The 18,226-nt window shown below is 58.9% G+C and carries 5 protein-coding genes; 1 reads left to right on the top strand and 4 read right to left on the bottom strand.

Features of this window, described 5'->3' with window-relative positions; genetic code table 11:
* Positions 1-1,185: 1,185 nt before the first annotated feature.
* Entirely contained in the window at positions 1,186-12,312 is an 11,127-nt protein-coding gene (locus BF99_RS0115680) for a beta strand repeat-containing protein (RefSeq protein ID WP_156013383.1), read from the top strand.
* A 333-nt stretch (positions 12,313-12,645) separates the two neighbouring features.
* Here BF99_RS0115680 and arsS read toward each other — a convergent pair whose 3' ends face one another.
* The 4 genes from arsS to tmk form a co-directional block, all read right to left on the bottom strand.
* On the bottom strand, positions 12,646-13,608 hold the full coding sequence (gene arsS / locus BF99_RS0115670) for an arsenosugar biosynthesis radical SAM (seleno)protein ArsS (RefSeq protein WP_025771725.1): 963 nt from the start codon (positions 13,606-13,608) through the stop codon (positions 12,646-12,648).
* Between the two features lie 228 nt (positions 13,609-13,836).
* On the bottom strand, positions 13,837-16,494 hold the full coding sequence (gene gcvT / locus BF99_RS0115665; protein ID WP_025771724.1) for a glycine cleavage system aminomethyltransferase GcvT: 2,658 nt from the start codon (positions 16,492-16,494) through the stop codon (positions 13,837-13,839).
* Positions 16,495-16,600: 106 nt separating this feature from the next.
* Positions 16,601-17,545 (bottom strand): DNA polymerase III subunit delta', encoded by a 945-nt coding sequence (locus BF99_RS21205; protein WP_197019182.1) that lies wholly within the window; start codon positions 17,543-17,545, stop codon positions 16,601-16,603.
* Positions 17,542-18,195: a dTMP kinase gene (tmk, locus tag BF99_RS0115655; RefSeq protein ID WP_025771721.1), complete on the bottom strand. Its 654-nt coding sequence runs from the start codon at positions 18,193-18,195 to the stop codon at positions 17,542-17,544. Before tmk ends, BF99_RS21205 begins: the two co-directional genes overlap by 4 nt.
* Between the last annotated feature and the right edge of the window lie 31 nt (positions 18,196-18,226).

Below are 18,226 nucleotides of genomic sequence, written 5' to 3'. Positions count from 1 at the left end.
TAAGGAGGCTTTGGAGATGCAAAAACAATCAACCCATTTCTTCGAAATTGAAAGCCCTTTCCCGCGGGGGGGGGGGGGTAGATTTTTATCTTGCCTCGAACAGGCAAAACACCCCGCTGATCGGGGGCTTTCGGGTTCGATATTCCGGTTCGAGGATTTCGGGCTCGAAAGGACAGGTAGGCCATCACTCACTCCCGACTACCCAAGCATTGCATCGCCCTTGACCGATTCGACACCTTCGGGGGCGATCGTCGGCTATGTTCTATCTTGGGCTCACCGCTCTTTATTCCGCAACGAAGCATGAGGGTTTTGGCACCGACACGATGATCGGTGCCGACAGGGATTTGATCCATCGATAAAAAACTCGGCCGACTTTCATCGATTGATTCGCCGAGCGAGACATTCTCATTACCTTCGCCATTGTCCGAACAATGGGAGCGAACTGCCATGAAACGACTTGTTTTCCTCGTCTTTTTGTCATTGATACCTGCGAGCATGGTTTCGGCAGCGAGCCTGGCTGAGAGAGTCGGTTTATTGGACGCCGATGGAAACGAGGTCGATCCCAATAACTTAACAATGAACGAGGGCTCTTCCTCGACATTTACCATTTATGTTGATGATACCGCTGACGGAAATTATTTAGAATATATTACTTATCATCCACTCCGCCGTGTCCAAATCGGTTTCGGTATTACATCCGAGCTCGAAATTTCCAAGCCTTCGCTAGTAAATAACCCCACTCCGAGTATCGGTCGAAAATATTGGAACATCACTTTGAGCGTTCCCGATGATCTCGATGGGAAAGATGAACGTTCCGGATTTTATATAGAGTGGGCATTTAATGATACGGAATCAGCAGGTCTTCTGCTCTTGCAACGAAATTATTTTGTCAATGTAAAAGATGATGAAACTCCCGGTTTGGTTTTTTCGCCAGACCCCTCTGCCTCTCGCTACATAGTTTTTACGCCTCCATCCACTGTAACCACAAAAGAAATAGGGAATTGGACATTCTATAGATTTAACATCTCATTGGCCACACCTCCATCAACAGGACGTGGTCCGAGATTGGTGTGGTGGTACGGAACCAAGGAAGGGAACAAAAGAATTTTTTCGGACAGGATCAATTGGGACGGAACTATTAACATCGATGATTTCGTAAACAACCCGAATAATAGCAAACCTTTTGTGGAACTTTTCCGTAGGGACGATGACGCCTACCCGGACACCCACACCATTACTTTCGAAGCGGTGCCACATCCTTCGCATAAAGATGACATCGGTGAATATGAGGGTGTCATCGGCACGGTCAAGCTCAAAGTCATCGAGGCCGACACCTACGGGCTGACCCTGAACCCCTCGACGAACTTGGAGGTCGTCGAAGGCGGGAAAGACAAGAAACTCCAAGTGAAATTGGACGCAGAGCCGGTCGGCGGGGATGTAACGGTAAAGCCGATGCCGCATGGCAACCCTCTGTTATACTTCCGTCCGGCCAGCCTGACCTTCTCGAAATACAACTGGGATACTTATCAAACCTTCGATGTGTTCGCTACCGACGACGAAAATGCGTTTTCGAGCACGACCGAGGTCGCATTCTCCGCCAACGGCGGGGACTTCAAGAATGTCACGAACAGCATCACCATCAACGTAGCCGACAACGGCCAAAGAGATGTGAACTTCCATTACCTCCATGGCGACAAAGCAGGAAGCTTTTCGATCGTGGAAGGAACGACGCTGACTTACAGGGTCTCTTTGGCCACCAAGCCGACCGGGAATGTGACCATCAGTTTGACCCCGAGCAGAGACTCCGACGTAACGTTCTCTCCGAACAGACTTTCCTTCACGACATCGAATTGGAATACACCGCAAACCGTCACGGCGACGGCCGCCGAAGATAGCGATCGAACCAAGGACGCATCGACCCTTTCAATCGTAGGAGAGGGTAGCGACTACGATAACTTCACCGACATCAGAGATATCTCCGTGGTGGATAACGATATCCCCAGTATCGTTCGAGATCCCCCCGGCGATATCACCGTCAAAGAAGGCGATCTCATCACTTTGAATCTACGCCTGTCTGCAAGGCCCGAGGAGAATCTGACGTACATCAACAACATCAGATCTCCACCCGGCGGACATTCGGGACAGATAACTTCGTCGCTCGATGGTAATAACATCTTGAATTTCACACCCCAAAACTGGAATTCGCCTCAAACTCTATCATATCTTGCGCTTTACGATATCGATGACGATGATCACGAATTCCAATTCTTGGGCCGCTTCAGTGATTTTCCCGCCGAGTTCAGCAAGCTCACCATCACCGAAAACGATGATACGCCCCCGCTGATTTTCTCGCCCCGGAAACTGGCTATCCTGGAAGGGGAATCTGCGAATGTCACGGTACGGCTGGGAAAAAAGCCTTATCACAGTACAAGTCCGGGGGCAACGGTACACCCTGTCAAAATCGAGTTTATCAAGAGCGCCGATAGCAGCGACGATGTGAAGATTTTCAATACGGTCCCGGGGTTCACATACAGTACTTCTTTTACCCACGAGACATGGGACAGGACGCGGACCCTCACGATCAACACCACGAAAGACGATGACGATGTCGATGACAGTGCAAGCTACACACTTTCGCTTTACGGTCAATACTATGGCACCGCCAAATACACCGATGGATTGAAAATAACGGTGCTCGAAAAAGCCATTCTCACCTCCGTCTCGGAATTGGATATCGAGGAGGGAACGAGCGAGAATTTCAGCGTGAAATTGGCCGCAGAGCCGACCGGGAATGTAAGGGTGAACCTTGTCCCGTCGGATAGCTTGGCCAGCGTTTCTCCTTCGAGCCTGACCTTCACCGAATCGAACTGGAACCAAGTTCAGTGGGTCACGGTGAGCATCGCCGAAGACGATAATCGGATCACGGAAACCTTATCGATCGACCTGACCGCATCGGGGGACGGTGTCTACGACGGGAAGACCAATCGAGTCGCTATCAGTGCGGAAGATAACGATATTCCCAAGTTTTCCTCCATCTACCATATCACCAATTTCGGCACCACCCAAAAATTGATCGACCATCTGGTGATGGACGAGTTTTCATACAAGGTTCTCGGGATCCATCTGAGAACCAAGCCCACCGGCAATGTCAGCGTCAACCTGAGCACCAGCGGTTTGACGGGGTTGAAAGTGGAGCCTACGAACCTTTCCTTCACTCCCGGCGACTGGCAAAGGCTGCGGACTTTCAAGGTCCGAAGCCCCGAAGTCGATAACAGCGGATCGAGGAAGACCCTGAATATTTCGGCCTCGGGAGCCGATTACGACGGACTGACCACCTCGCTGCCGATCACGGTGGAAAACTCGCACGGACTGGGTATCTCGGAAGGACAGGACGATTATCTGATCATCGAGGAAGGGCAAAGCAAAACGCTGACCGTGGTATTGCGCGGCGAATTGACCGATACCTCGAGCAATCGCTCGCTGGCCCGGGTCGATATCGCAAGGGATGAACTCGGGAGAGATCACAGCGTGATCTCCGACGGAATCCTGTCGGTCTCCCCCAGAGTGCTGCACTTCGACTCCACGAACCACAATCAACCGCAAACCGTCACGATCACCGGCATCGAAGACGATGATCGCGACGATGAGAACGGCAATATCTCTTTCCTCGTGTCCTACTACAACCCACCGAGAGGGGCCGATACCTCCGGTAGTCTATGGCGTGCATATAAACAGCGATCCGGAACCCGTATCGCGGAGATAAGGATCAAAGACACCACCCCCGAGCCATCGTCCATTCAAGCGGGATTGACCCTCTCGCCCTCGTCGATATTGAGGATCACCGAAGGGGAAAGCGAGAGTTTCACCGTAGTGCTCGATAAAGCCCCGGTCGGCGGAGACGTGACCGTCGATTTGACGGCGGGCGATTCCAGCGTGACCTTTTCCCCTGCAAGCCTGACCTTCACGGATTCGAACTGGGATACGGCGCAAAGCGTTACGGTGATCACCGTCAAGGACAGCAACGCCTCCAATGAAAGCACTTCCGTTTCGCTGACCGCTTCGGGAGCCGACTACGGCAGCGTCACCAAGAGCCTGCCGCTGACGATCATCGACCTCGATGCCAAGGGATTGTCTTCGAGCGTCTCGACCTTGGGATTGACCGAGGGGTCTACCAAGGAATTCACGGTGAAACTGATTTCGCAGCCGAGCGGCGGAAACGTAACCGTCTCTTTGACCAAAAGCGGCAGCGATGATGTGACGATCTCTTCTTCGAGCCTGAGTTTCACCGACTCGACTTGGAATATACCGCAGAGCGTCACGGTGAGGGCCGCCGACGACTCCGACGGAGTCAACGATACCGCAACCATCGCCCTTTCCGCCTCCGGCGCCGACTACGCCAATATCACTGGCAGCATCCGCATCGATGTGACCGACGACGACGCCCCGGGGTTGACCATCGACTCCTCGAGTTTGGATGTGGGCGAAGGGGAGAATGATGATTTCACCGTCAAGTTGACCGCGGCCCCGACCGGCGGGAATGTTACCGTCGCCATCACCAAGAGCGGCAGCCCTGATGTAACGATCTCTCCTTCGAGCCTGACCTTTACACCCGCCAACTGGGGCTCGGTGCAAAGCGTTACGGTGAGCGCCGCCCAAGACGATGACGCCGCCGATGACAGCGCGACCCTCTCTTTGAACGCCTCGGGGGCCAACTACGCAAACATCACCGGCAGCGTCGATATCGATGTGAACGACAACGACGATCGGGGGTTGACCGTCAGCTCATTGACCTTGGTGCTAAGCGAAGGGAGCACCAAGGACTTCACCGTCAAACTGACCGCCTCCCCGACCGGCGGCAACGTCACCGTCACCATTTCCAAGAGCAGCGGCAGCAACGATGTCTCCTTCTCCCCGGCGAGCCTGACCTTCGGCGCTTCGAACTGGAGTACGCCGCAGACGGTCACGGTCAGCGCCGCCGATGACAACGATGGCGTCAAGGATAGCGCGAGCATCTCTTTGAGCGCATCGGGGGCCGATTACGTCAGCATCGCCGGTACCAATGTAAAAGTCGATGTGAGCGACAACGATGTGCCCGGATTGACCGTCAATCCATCGAAGTTGCAGCAACAAGAAGGGAAAAGCAAAGACTTCACCGTGAAATTGACCACCGCCCCGACCGGCGGCAATGTGAGCGTCACCTTGTCCAAGACCGGTAGCGACGACGTCACCTTCTCCCCCTCGAGTTTGACCTTCACTCCCTCGAACTGGGGATCGACCCAAAATGTCAGCGTGAGCGCCGCCCAAGACGATGATGCCGCCGACGATGTCGCCAATATCTCGTTGTCGGCTTCGGGGGGTGACTATGTCGATGTCACCGGCAGTATCGGTATCGATGTGAGCGACGACGATTCTCAAGAAATCGATACCAGTGCCTCGACCTTGGGGATCGCCGAGGGGGGCGAAAAAGACTTCACCGTGAGATTGACCTCGGAACCGGTCGGCGGCGATGTCATCGTCACCGTCACCAAGAGCGGTAGCGTGAGCGTGACCTCATCCCCGGCAAATCTGACCTTCTCGGATTCCAACTGGAATACGCCCCAGACCGTGACCGTGAGGGCCGCCGAAGATCCCGATGGCGTCGACGATACCGCAACCATCGATCTCTCCGCCTCGGGCGCCGACTACGATGGCGTCGAAGGGGAAGTCGATGCCAATGTCACCGACAACGACACCCCGGGGTTGTCCATCGACCCTTCGAGCTTGGATATGGATGAGGGGGATGACGAAACCATCGACGTCAAGCTGACCACAAAGCCGACCGGCAACGTGACCATCTCCTCTTCGAAGACCGGCAGTCAAGACGTAACCCTCTCTCCGACCAGCCTCACCTTCACCGCCTCGAATTGGGATTCGCCCCAAACCATCACGGTCAGCGCCGCCGATGACGACGATGGCGCCGATGACACCGCAAGTATCGTGCTTGCCGATTCGAGCCAGGAATATTTCAGCGGCAGCGGAACCGTCAATGTCGATGTGAGCGACGACGATGACCTGGGATTGAACGTCGCATCGACCTTGGGGCTGACCGAGGGGAATTCCAAGGACTTCACCTTCAGCCTGAAAACGCAGCCGAGCGGTGGGAATGTAGAGGTCGACGTCACCAAGAGCGGGAGTACCGATATCACGATCTCTCCGGCGAGCGTGACCTTCACGCCCTCGAACTGGAATACCCCGCAGACGGTCACGGTGAGCGCCGCCGATGACAACGACGGCGTCAACGATAGCGCGGACGTCTCTCTTTCCGCTTCGGGCGCCGACTACGGCAACATCTCCGCGGTCGTGACGGTCACTGCGACCGATAACGATACCCTCGGCCTGACCATCGATCCCTCGAGTTTGAAAGTGACCGAAGGGAGCGATGGAACCGTCGACATCAAGCTGGCGGCGGAGCCGACCGGCGGCAACGTCACCGTTGATTTGACCCGAAGCGGCAGCGACGATGTGACGATCTCTCCGACGAGCCTTACCTTCACCACCTCGAACTGGGGCTCGGCCCAAGCCGTCACGATCGGCGCCGACGACGACGACGATGGCGCCGATGACACCGCGAGCATCGCCTTGACCGCCTCGGGAGCCGACTACGGCAACGTCACCGGCACCTTGGGAGTCGAGGTCGACGATGACGATGACCTCGGGTTGACCGTCAGCTCCTCGACCCTGGGACTGACCGAGGGGAAGAACAAAGACTTCACTGTCAAGTTGAATACGCAGCCGAGCGGCGGGGATGTGAGCGTCGACGTGACCGTCAGCGGCAGCGACGATGTGACGATCTCTCCGGCGAGCCTGACCTTCACCACATCCAACTGGAACACCCCGCAGACGGTCACGGTGAGCGGCGCTTCGGATGACGATGGCGTCGACGATAGCGCGGAGGTCTCTCTTTCGGCCAAAAACGCCGACTACGGCGGCATCTCCGCCGATGTCGATGTCACCGTCACCGACAACGACATCCCGGGGCTGACCGTCGATCCCTCGAGCCTGACGGTGGAAGAAGGGGAGAGCGAGACCCTTGGATTGAGCCTGACCACGGAGCCGACGAGTATCGTGACCGTCGATCTGACCAAGAGCGGCAGCGATGGCGTCACCCTCTCACTCAATCGCCTGACCTTCAATACCTCGAACTGGGGGTCGGCGCAAAATATCGATGTGAGCGCCGCCTCGGACGATGATGGATCCGACGAGACCGCGAATATCTCGATCAGCGCCTCGGGGGGCGACTACGGCAATGTCTCGGCCACGGTCAAGGTCAAAGTGGACGATGACGATCCGCGCGGGCTGAACGTCAGCGCCTCGACCTTGGGTTTGACCGAAGCGGGAGACGACAAGGAGTTCACCTTCAGCCTGAAAACGAAGCCCAAAGGCGGGGATGTGACCGTCAACATCATCAAGAGCGGCAGCCAAGATGTGACGACCTCTCCGGCGAGCGTGATCTTCACCGCATCGAACTGGAATACCCCGCGAACCGTCACCGTCAGTGCTGCCGAGGACGACGATGGCGTCAACGACACCGCGAACGTTTCCTTGGCCGCTTCGGGTGCCGACTACGGCAGTATCACCGTCGCCGTCAAGATCGACGTCACCGACAAGGACACCCCGGGATTGACCATCAATCCCTCGAATCTGGATGTGAACGAAGGGGAAGACGGCTCCTTCAACGTGAATCTGACCACGGAGCCGATCGGCGGAACGGTGACCGTCGGTCTGACCAAGAGCGGCAGCGACGACGTAAGTTTCACCCCGTCGAGCCTGACCTTCGCCGCCTCGAACTGGAGCTCGGCCCAAACCGTTACGGTCAGCGCCGCCGATGACGACGATGGCATCGACGATACCGCGAACCTCTCGCTGACCGCTTCGGGGGCCGACTACGGCGAGGTGACCGGTAAGGTGCAGGTCAAGGCGGTCGATGACGACGAGCGCGGACTGAGCGTCAGCGCCTCGACCTTGGGGTTGACCGAAGGGGGCGACAAAGACCTCACCCTCAGTTTGAAAACGCAGCCGAGCGGCGATGTCACCATTACCGTGACCAAGAGCGGCAGCGACGACGTAACCCTGTCCGCAACGAGCCTGACCTTCACGACCTCGAATTGGAATACCCCGCAGAGCGTTACCGTGAGCGCCGCTACGGACGAAGATGGCGTCAACGATAGCGCGAGCGTTTCACTGGCCGCCTCGGGAGGCGACTACGGCAATATCACCGCCACCGTCTCGGTCGATGTCACCGACAAGGACACCCCGGGGCTGACCGTCGATCCCTCGGAACTGGATGTGGATGAAGGAGATGACGAGAGCTTCAACGTAAGCCTGACCGTGAAGCCGACCGGGGGCAATGTGACCGTCGCTTTGACCAAGAGCGGCAGCCAGGATGTGACCTTTTCCCCGACCAGTTTGACCTTCACGCCCTCGAACTGGAATTCGAGCCGAGCGGTCACGGTCAGCGCCGCCGAGGACGACGATGGGGCCGATGATAGCGCGACCGTCTCTCTGACCGCCCAAGGCGCCGATTACCAAAGCGTCACCGCCAGCGTCAAGGTCGACGTGGACGATAACGACCCGCGCGGATTGACCATCGACCAATCGACCTTGGGGTTGACCGAAGGGGGGGCCAAGAACTTCTCCGTGGCACTGAAAACGCAACCCGAGAGCGGCAACGTGACCGTCGACTTGATCGTGAGCGGGAGCAAGGATGTAAGGGTCTCCCCCTCGAGCCTTATCTTCACGTCTTCGAACTGGGGCGCGCCCCGGAACGTCACGGTCAACGCCGCCGAGGACGACGATGCGATCAAGGATACCGCGAATATCTCGCTGGCCGCGAGCGGCGCCGACTACGGCGGAATCGCCGGCGTCTTGAAGGTCGACATTACCGATAACGACGCCCCGGGGTTGAGCATCGATCCCGCATCGACCCTGGAGGTGGCCGAAGGGAGCACCGGGCAGCTCCAAGTGAGCCTGACCGTGCAACCGTCCGGCGGGGATGTGACCGTCGATCTGACCAAGAGCGGCAGCGACGATGTAACGCTCTCCCCGGCGAGCCTTGTCTTTACCGCTTCGGACTGGAATTCGCCCAGGTACGTCACGGTGAGCGCCGCCGAAGACGACGACGGGGTCGCAGATACCGCAAGCATCTCGCTGGCGGCATCGGGAGCCGACTACCAAGGAATCACCAATAACGTATCTGTGCAGGTGATCGAAAAACAGACCATCGAACTCGTCATCGACCCATCGATCGTGGGCCTGACCGAAGGCGGCGACGGCACCTTCACCGCGAAGCTGGGCGCGCAACCCACCGGCGGCGATGTGAATGTCTACCTGACCAAGAGCGGCAGCCCCGATGTGAACCTATCCTCGACGCACCTTACCTTCACGTCCTCGAATTGGAATACCTCGCAGAGCGTCACGGTGAGCGCCGACGAGGACGACGATGGCGTTGCGGACGCCGCGACCGTCACGCTCTCGGCATCGGGGGCCGACTTCAACGGAGTCACCGGCAATGTACAAATCCAGGTGACCGACAACGACGCTCCGGGGTTGATCCTCTCTTCCATCTCCCTGCCGGTGGGCGAGGGTAGCGCCGAGGATCTCGAGGTGCAATTGGCGGTGCGGCCGAGCGGAGATGTGAGCGTTTCCCTCACCAAAAGCGGCAGCCTCGACGTGAGCATCTCCCCCGAGAGCTTGAGCTTCACCCCTTCGAACTGGGACGAGGCACAGATCGTGAGGGTGAGCGCCGCCGAGGACAGCGATGGGCATTCGGAGAGCGCAACCCTTCACTTGGCGGCATCGGGCGCCGATTACGAGGGCATCACCGCCAACGTGCAAGTGCAGGTGATCGAAAACGAGGCGTTCGGGCTGAACCTGCGGCCCTCGAGGGTGGAGGTGAGAGAGGGCGCCGAATCCCCCTTCACCGTATCTTTAAGCGCACAGCCAATCTGGAACGTGAGCGTGATGATCGCCGCCGGCGACAATCCCGACGTGACCTTGTCCCCGGCGAAGCTGAGCTTCACGCCCTCGGATTGGAATCGATCGAAGACCGTCACCGTGAGCGCCGCCGAGGACGATGATTCGGATGCGGATTTCACGACCATCTCGCTGACGGCTTCGGGCGCCGAGTTCGACGATATCACCGGCACGGTGCAAGTGACGGTCATCGACAACGATGCCGGGGATATCTCGACTCCTCAGGTCACCTACGATTTGATCCTCACCCCCGACTCTTTGGATATAGACGAAGGTGCCGGCGGGACCTTCAACGTGCGGGCCAATGCGATATCGACCGAGGAGATGGTCATCGCCCTATCCGCCGGCGGCAGCACCGACGTGACCTTCGATACCGATCCCGATACCGATGGCAATCAGAGCACGCTGATCCTCACCCCCGACAACTGGAATATCGATCAAACGATCACGGTGAGTGCCGCCCACGATGACGATGCGGCGCCGGACCGGGCGAATGCATCCTTCTTGGATACCACCGGCAAGGCCATCATCACCGGCCGGGCATCGATCACCGTGATCGACGATGACACTGCGGGGTTGACCGCCTCCCCGGCGACGCTGACCATCCATGAGACCTCGAGCGCCATCATCTCGGTGCAACCGGATACCCGGCCGCTGGGGAATGTCCTGTTGTCTTTCGATAACGGCGATGCGGATATCGCTTTATCCCCCCCGAACCTGATGTTCACCCCTTCCAACTGGAGGACGACGCGAAACGTCACGGTGAGCGGAGTGGTGGATGTGGACGAGACCGACGACGATCCGGCGGATGTCGTGATTTCGGCCTCGGGCGGCGGCTACGACGGCATCGACACCCGAGTATCGGTGATGGTGAACGAAGCCGACACGGATTCGATACCCGAGGAAGCGATCCCCGCTTTCGTGATCGCCGGGGCTCCGATCGCCATCGACGAGGGCGGAAGGCGAAATCTGCACCTGAAACTGCGCAACCGCCCGACGGCGGAGGTGACGGTCACCGTCGCGTCTTCCGGATCGGGTCTGACCGTCGATACCGATACTTGGCGCCAAGGCGATCAAAATACGATGATCTTCTCGCCTTCGAATTTCAACGGCACGCGGGTGATGAGCGTATTCGCATCCGAGGACGAGAATACGGTCGACGAAAATGCCACTTTGTCGCTTAGCGCCGCCGGCGGAAACTACGAGGGCCTTGTGGCTTCGGTATCGGTGGCCATCGATGACAACGACTCCCCGGCCTTGATCATCTCGACGCCGTCGTTCATCGACGAGACAAGGGCGCGTTTCGAAGTCAACCTCTCGATCACCCCGAGCGCGAATGTGAGCGTCACCTTGTCCTTGCCCTCCGATATCGATGGGGTGACCATCGATACCGACCTCGACACCCCCGGCAATCAGCGCACGCTGCTCTTCACGCCCTCGAACTTCGAGACCGGGCAGGAGGTCTTCGTCGCCACCGGCGAAAACTTTGCGGGCGATAGCGTGACCATCGACCTCCTCGCCGCCGGCGGCAACTACGAGGGCATCTCAGATAGCGTGACGGTGATCATGGGTGAATATACGGACTTGGGAGATCCTCGCTATTGGTGGCCGGTAAAAACGCTGGCTCTGGCCATCCCGCCGCCCACCGTCGGGGATCAGGCGGTGGTCAATATCGGCTGCCGACAAGAAGGCGATTGCGAGGTATTCCTCGATTGCAGCACGCAAGAGGACGGGGTGAGCTTCAGAGGCGGACTGCCGACGCCCATCGGGGCATGGGGGATCGCAGGGATCGATGCTCAAGATATCGCCGATATCACGGGGGCGAGCTGGACCAGCGGACGATTGGGATGCGCCTTGCATAGCCAAGAAAGTATCAGCGCCCAGGTTTGGACCCGATCCGGCGATGGCGTGCTGGTCAATAACAGCGCCCTCGTGCGAAGCGTCAATATCGAGGGGGTGCATCTGGCGGATATCGAATCGATCCCCGGCCCCGGCGAGAGGGATCTTTCGAATATCCGTATCCGCTGCCAGGCCCCCTATACGAAAAACTGCACGATGACCACCTTGGTCTGCTTCGACGACGAAGGAAGCGGATATGCGGGGAGCTTAGGGACGATCCCGCGTCATGCCGTGAAGCACCTGCAAACCTCGGAGCTGGCCGATATCATCGGTCATCGTTGGGAGGGTGCGACCCTTGGCTGCGAGATGCGCTCCGATGAGCCCTTCACGGTGCAGGTCCTGACCCGCACCGGTGGCGGCGGAGCGTTGGTCAACAACAACGCCACCGGCACCCTCCCTTAGTCGGCCCGGATATCTAACCTTCTTTATCCACTCGATATTCGCAGTGAGCCCTCGAATCATCGATATTCGAGGGCTCGTTTTTTTCGACTTGGGCTTTATCGGTTCAAGCGATCATAAAAGCGCCCATCGATCCCGAAGCGGGATATCTTCGTACTCGCCCGAGCGCACCAAGCCTCGTCGATAAAAACCCGGGCGATAAAAAAGACGGTATCGCAAAAAACGCTGCGCCGATCCTCTTTCGGATCGGCGCAGCGTCTCTATCCACCTCGACAAGACCCGTCGACTCGATCTACATCGATCGCTCGCCTCGATGCGCAGCGCACGCGCTTTGCCTTAGTTCAGCGCCCCGCCGCATCCGCTTCCTTGCCCTGCGGTGCAACCGAAGCAGTGATCGCGCACCGCGATCGGTTGGCCCTCGAAGGCATCGGGAACCAACTCCGTGATATGGGTCTTGGGCTTTCCGTTCCACCGCATCGCCAAGTCCAGCATCTGATTGAAATCGCAATCATAAGCATAGCCTTGCCAATCGATGCTCACCGTATTGCGACACATCACGTGCTCGACATTGGCATCCAGATGGGCTTCTTGCAATACCTGCAGGTAATCGTCGAATTCACCTTTGGATATCAAGATGCTGGCAAAGCGACCGACCGGCATATTGGCGAGCGTCAGCAAGCGGTTGAAACGAATCCCGAAACGATTCCCGAGCTCCCTTTTGTAGTCTTCTTCCAGCGCCGTTTGGGCCGGGGGGAGCACCGGACCTTGAGGGTTGTAGACCAGATCGAGGGTGAGATCCGGATCGTCGCCCCCGTAGCCCAAGGCATTGAGTCGACGCAAGCCCTCGATACTGCGTTCATAGACCCCCTTGCCTCGTTGGGCATCGACATTCTCATCGAGATAACAGGGCAACGAGGCCACCACCGAAACCCTCTGCTTGGCCAGAAAATCGGCCAGATCTTCCTGCCCCGGCTCGAAGAGGATGGTGAGGTTGCAGCGATCGATCACCTTCATCCCCCGCTCTTTCGCTTTGCGCACCAAAAAACGGAAGTTGGGATTGAGCTCCGGCGCTCCGCCCGTGATGTCGAGGGTCTGCACATCGGAGGTTTGCATGAATTCGACGATATCGGATGCGGTCTGCGCACTCATTTCCTCTTTGCGATTGGGGCCGGCGTTGACATGGCAATGAACGCAGGTTTGATTGCAACGATATCCCACATTGACCTGCAAGATGGAAAGAGGGCCTCTTCGAATCGAGGGAAAGGACCCCCCGGAAAGCCGAGGTAGAGGATCGTGCATTTGCAGTCTCCTTGAAAAGGAAAAGACGAGGGTGGGTCGATGACAAGGGGGATCGAAGAAATCGAAGAAAAGGCGCGCTCGATCGCCCCTTGGCGTGCCTTCGGATTCCTTCTTTTCGATAACGACGATGAAAGAAACGGCGCTTGTACAGATTCCTCTTTTACATATTCCTAAGATTAGATACGACAAGCGCCTTTCGATCATCGATCGATTGACCGCCGCCGATGCTCATAGATGATACCGCATCTGCACGAAATTTCGCCTAAAGGCGACCACCTCCTCCCGCCATGCCTCGGGAGGGGAATTCCGATCGAGGATGATCTTGGCCACCAAGGGCGCCAAGGCCTCGAAATCGGCCTCTTTCATGCCGAAACGGGTCATCTCCTGGGTACCCATGCGAACCCCGGAGGCGGCGGCGAAGCTCGGATCGTCGTAAAAAGCCTGGGGGTTGGTGATGATATTGCCGCTCTCCAAGCGATCCGCCATTTCATTGCCGCTGCCTCGAGGGCCGCGTATCAACACCTGATGGGTATCGGTAAAGCCGCTTTGCTCATCCCCCTCGACGGCAAGTCCCGCCTCGGAAAGGGCGCGGGCGAAAGCGCGGGCATTGGCCACCACCTGCGGCTGATATTCGTTTCGAAAATGGAGCATCTCCAAAGTCGCTCCGAGCAGGCCCAAAAGGGTGCCGGGGTGGTGGTTGCTGACATGACCGGGAAAGGTCCGCGAAGCGACGAAGCGCCAAAAACCCTCGAAAACATGCCCGGGGCCGATGGTGGTCAGGATCACTCCGCGCTGAGGACCGAAAAAGGTCTTGTGGGTGGATCCGGTAACGATATCCGCTCCTTGGGCGATGGGATCTTGAAAATGCGGACCCAGCAGGCCGAGGACATGCGCCCCGTCGTACATCACCAGCGGACGCTCGGGGTTGTCGGCGCCGAATTCCCGGTGGATATAGTCGACCACTTCCGCCACCGGCTCGGGATGAAGGATCACGCTGCGCCCGAAGATCACCAGATCGGGGCGACCCTTTCGGATCAGATCGCAAGTCCCCTCGGCATCGATACGATAGGGGTTATCCGGCTGCGCCGGGAAATGATCCACCGCCGGGCGTTCGGTCTGCGGATCGTGGGCGACGTAATTCTTGAGGGCTCCGCCGACCTGCGCGCTCAAATGCCCGCCTTTGTTGAGATCGTGCACCAGCACCCGACGCAAGGGGGCGGCGGTACGACGCGGGCGGTGTCGATTTCGGAATTGTTTGAGGGCGTCGTAGACCGTATCGTTGGCCATCTGGCCGCTGATCACCCGCACTTCCGCTCCCCGACAACCGAAAAAACTCCGCAAAGCGGCGATCAGGTCGATCTCCTTGGCCATGCTATAGGCCGTGCCCTTGTAATAACGCACTTCCTGGGAGTTGACCCCCAAGGCCCGCAGATGATTGTGTTCGTTATAGCGCCCCGCCGGATCCGATATCGACAACTCCTCCACGAAAGACGATATGCAGTTCTCCGAAGGGATGAGGTTGATGCAGTCGATCCGCCGCCAACGGTGATTCTCCGCCGCCGACTCCCGCAGTTGCAGGGCCGCCGACTGCGCCCTCGACAGCGGAACCGGCACGATGCGATCGGCGGGGGCCTCGAAGCCGCCGAAAGGACGGCCGTAGGGTGAAACGGGCCAGAAGTTGCGCTCGACGATCTGGGCCTCCATCACATTGCCCCGATCGTCGTGCACTTCGACGTGCAAGGGGCGATCGCTGGCGGGCTGAAGATCCGAGCGCAGCAGTGCAAGGCCGATCGGACGCATCGCATGCTCCTCGCCGGGGCGGGCCATCAACCCGTCGCCTTGGAATATCGGATAGGGAACCATGGTGCCGGAGCTCACCCATCCGACCTCCTCGCCGGAAAAGACGATCCGCCAACCCTGGCGCAAGGGCCGCCTTCCTTCGAAAACGGCGAGCGGCTGCACCAGATGGGTCAGCCGGCGTTCCGCCGGTGGGGTTTTGAGTTCGCATCGAAGGATCCGCTCGTATTCCGATCGCTGCTCTTGCAAGGCGCTGCGACCGATGAAATCCTCGGCCTTGCTCGTGCGCACCGCAAAACGGGCCAGCGAATTGGCGAAGAGCGGGATATCCCGTCCGTCGGGGCCAATCCCCAGCTCGTGCCCGTAAAGCGGCAATCCCGCTTCCAAGCGCAAGGAATCACGCGCCCCCAAGCCCGCCGGAGTCGCCCCCGCTTTCACCAGAAGATCCCATAGGGCATCGGCGGCGCTGCGGCCGGGAAAGAGTTCGAAGCAGACGGATTCCCCGGTATAGCCGGTTCTCGAAATGACGAGGTCGCCCCCCTCGAAGGGGGTGATCGATATCCGATTGCGCTTGTTCTCGGGCAATACCCGGGCGTCGACGACCTGGGCCAGCACATCCGCAGCGCTCGGCCCTTGCAAGGCGATCATCGCGATGGCTTCGCTTTCGTCCTCCAAGGAAACCCCGCGATCCGGAAGATGACTTTCAAGCCAACTCCGATCGATATCGCGATTGCCGGCATTGACCACCAACAAGAAATCCTCGACCCCCAGACGATAGAGGTAAGCATCGTCCACCGCCCCGCCCTGCTCATTGGCGATGAAGGTGTAATGGGCTTCCAAGGGGGAAAGGCCGGCGGCGTTGTTGGTGAGCGTGCGCTGCAAGAAGGCTTCGGCTTCGGGTCCGCGCACCCGAAAACGACCCATGTGGCTGACATCGAAAAGACCGGCGCGGCGGCGAGTCGCAAGATGCTCGGCGATGATGCCGGTCGAATAGTGCACCGGCATGCGCCAGCCGGCGAAGGGGACCATCTTCCCGTCATGGCTCTCGTGCCAGTCATGAAGCACGGTGCGACCGAGTGATTCATCCATCGAATTGTCCTCGCTGGTTCAAAGGGAGCTGCGATCTCATCTCGATATTAGGGGCCGATCTCATGGGCGAAGGGAGGGTGGGGCCGCCATCGGCTCGGCATCGATATCAAGCGGCACGACCGGCGGTGGCGATCGTGATCGCCAAGCGCTCGATCGCGAGTTGTTCGTTGGGATTGCCCCGTCCCATCACCCGGCGGCGGATCTCCAAGCATTGATCGACGAGCGGCAGCAGTTGCGAACGCACCCTTCCTTCCAATGCCGACTCGCGCAGCCGGACGGCAAGAATATCCCCGATCCACCAAGAAACGCGATCGAGCCCCTTGACCTTCCAAGCGGCGGCGATCTTCAACGGATCCTCGCCGGCAAGGAGTGCGTCCACTTCGATGGCCAATTCCCTTCGAAGATCGATTTGCTCCTCGGCCACCAAGGCCAAGGCCCCGAACGGGGCTCCATGGGCGATCTCAAGCAAGTCCGCCGCATCGTATTTCGAATGCTCATGAACAAGCGTCTTTTCGAGCCATTCAAGAGCCATTGCCGGCGCCGGGGTCGGAAAATCGATCATCTGGCAGCGGCTTCTGACCGTCGCCGGAAGCAAGGCGGCATTGGTCGAGACGAGGATGAAGACGGTCTCGCCGGGGGGCTCCTCCAAAGTCTTGAGGAGGGTATTGGCGGCATGATGGTTGACGCGCTCTGCGGGATCGATCAGCACCACCTTGCGACGACCGATACGGGGGGTGAGGTTGGTCAGATGGATGATCTCGCGGATCTGATCGATGACGATTTCGCGCCGTTCCTCCCTCACCCCGACATCGATTCGATCCGGATGACCGCCGCTCGCACAAAGTACGCAGGAATCGCACTCGCCGCAAGGTGGACTGCCTCGGGTTTGCTCCAAACATAAAACGGCGGCGGCCGAACGAGAGGCGAAATGGCTCTCGCCATTGCCCCCGGGACCTCGCAACAAGAGGGCATGGGGGATCGCTCCGGCGGCGATGCTTCGTTCGAGCCGGGCCCGCTGCGCATCGTGCCATGGCAAGGGGTCGGGGATCATCGAAGACCCCATGCGCTCGAGCGCTCGCGGATGCCTTCGATCACCTGCGAGGTGATCTCCTCTTCCGGCGCCGTGGCATCGATCACCAAATAGCGATCGGGGTCGGCATGAGCCCGCGCGAGGTAGCCCTTGCGAACGGCGCGGAAAAATTCGAGGGGTTCGCGTTCGAAACGATCCGCAGCCCGCTCCCGGCGGCGGGCGCGCGCCATCCCCTCTTGGGGTTCGAGATCGAGGATGACGACCAGATCGGGACGAAACGATCCTTGCACCACCCGCTCGAGCATTTCGATGCGCTCCTCCCCCATCCCTCGACCTGCACCTTGGTAGGCGAAACTGGCGTCGGTGAAGCGATCGCAAAAGACCCAGCGACCGGTCTCCAAATTCGGCCGGATCAGCTTGTCGATATGCTCGGCCCGGGCGGCGAAGATCAACAGCAACTCCGCGATGGGATCCATCCCTTCTCGCTGCGAATCGAGCAACAAGGCGCGCAAGGACTCCCCCAAAGGCGTCCCTCCGGGCTCGCGGGTGAGCAAAGGCAAGGGATCGCCGGCCCCGAACTCGGCGCTACGCTCGACGAGGGCCGCAAGCTGGGTGGTCTTGCCCGCCCCCTCGATGCCATCGAGCACCACGAAGCAGCCGCGAGCGCTCATCTTGGACCGATCGTCTTGGAAAGCCCGGTAC

Source organism: Thioalkalivibrio sp. HK1 (assembly GCA_000583135.1).
In the GTDB taxonomy this organism is placed as follows: Bacteria; Pseudomonadota; Gammaproteobacteria; order HK1; family HK1; genus HK1.
The sequence above is the reverse complement of the archived record's forward strand: the minus strand, read 5'-3'. Positions and strand labels throughout refer to the sequence as shown.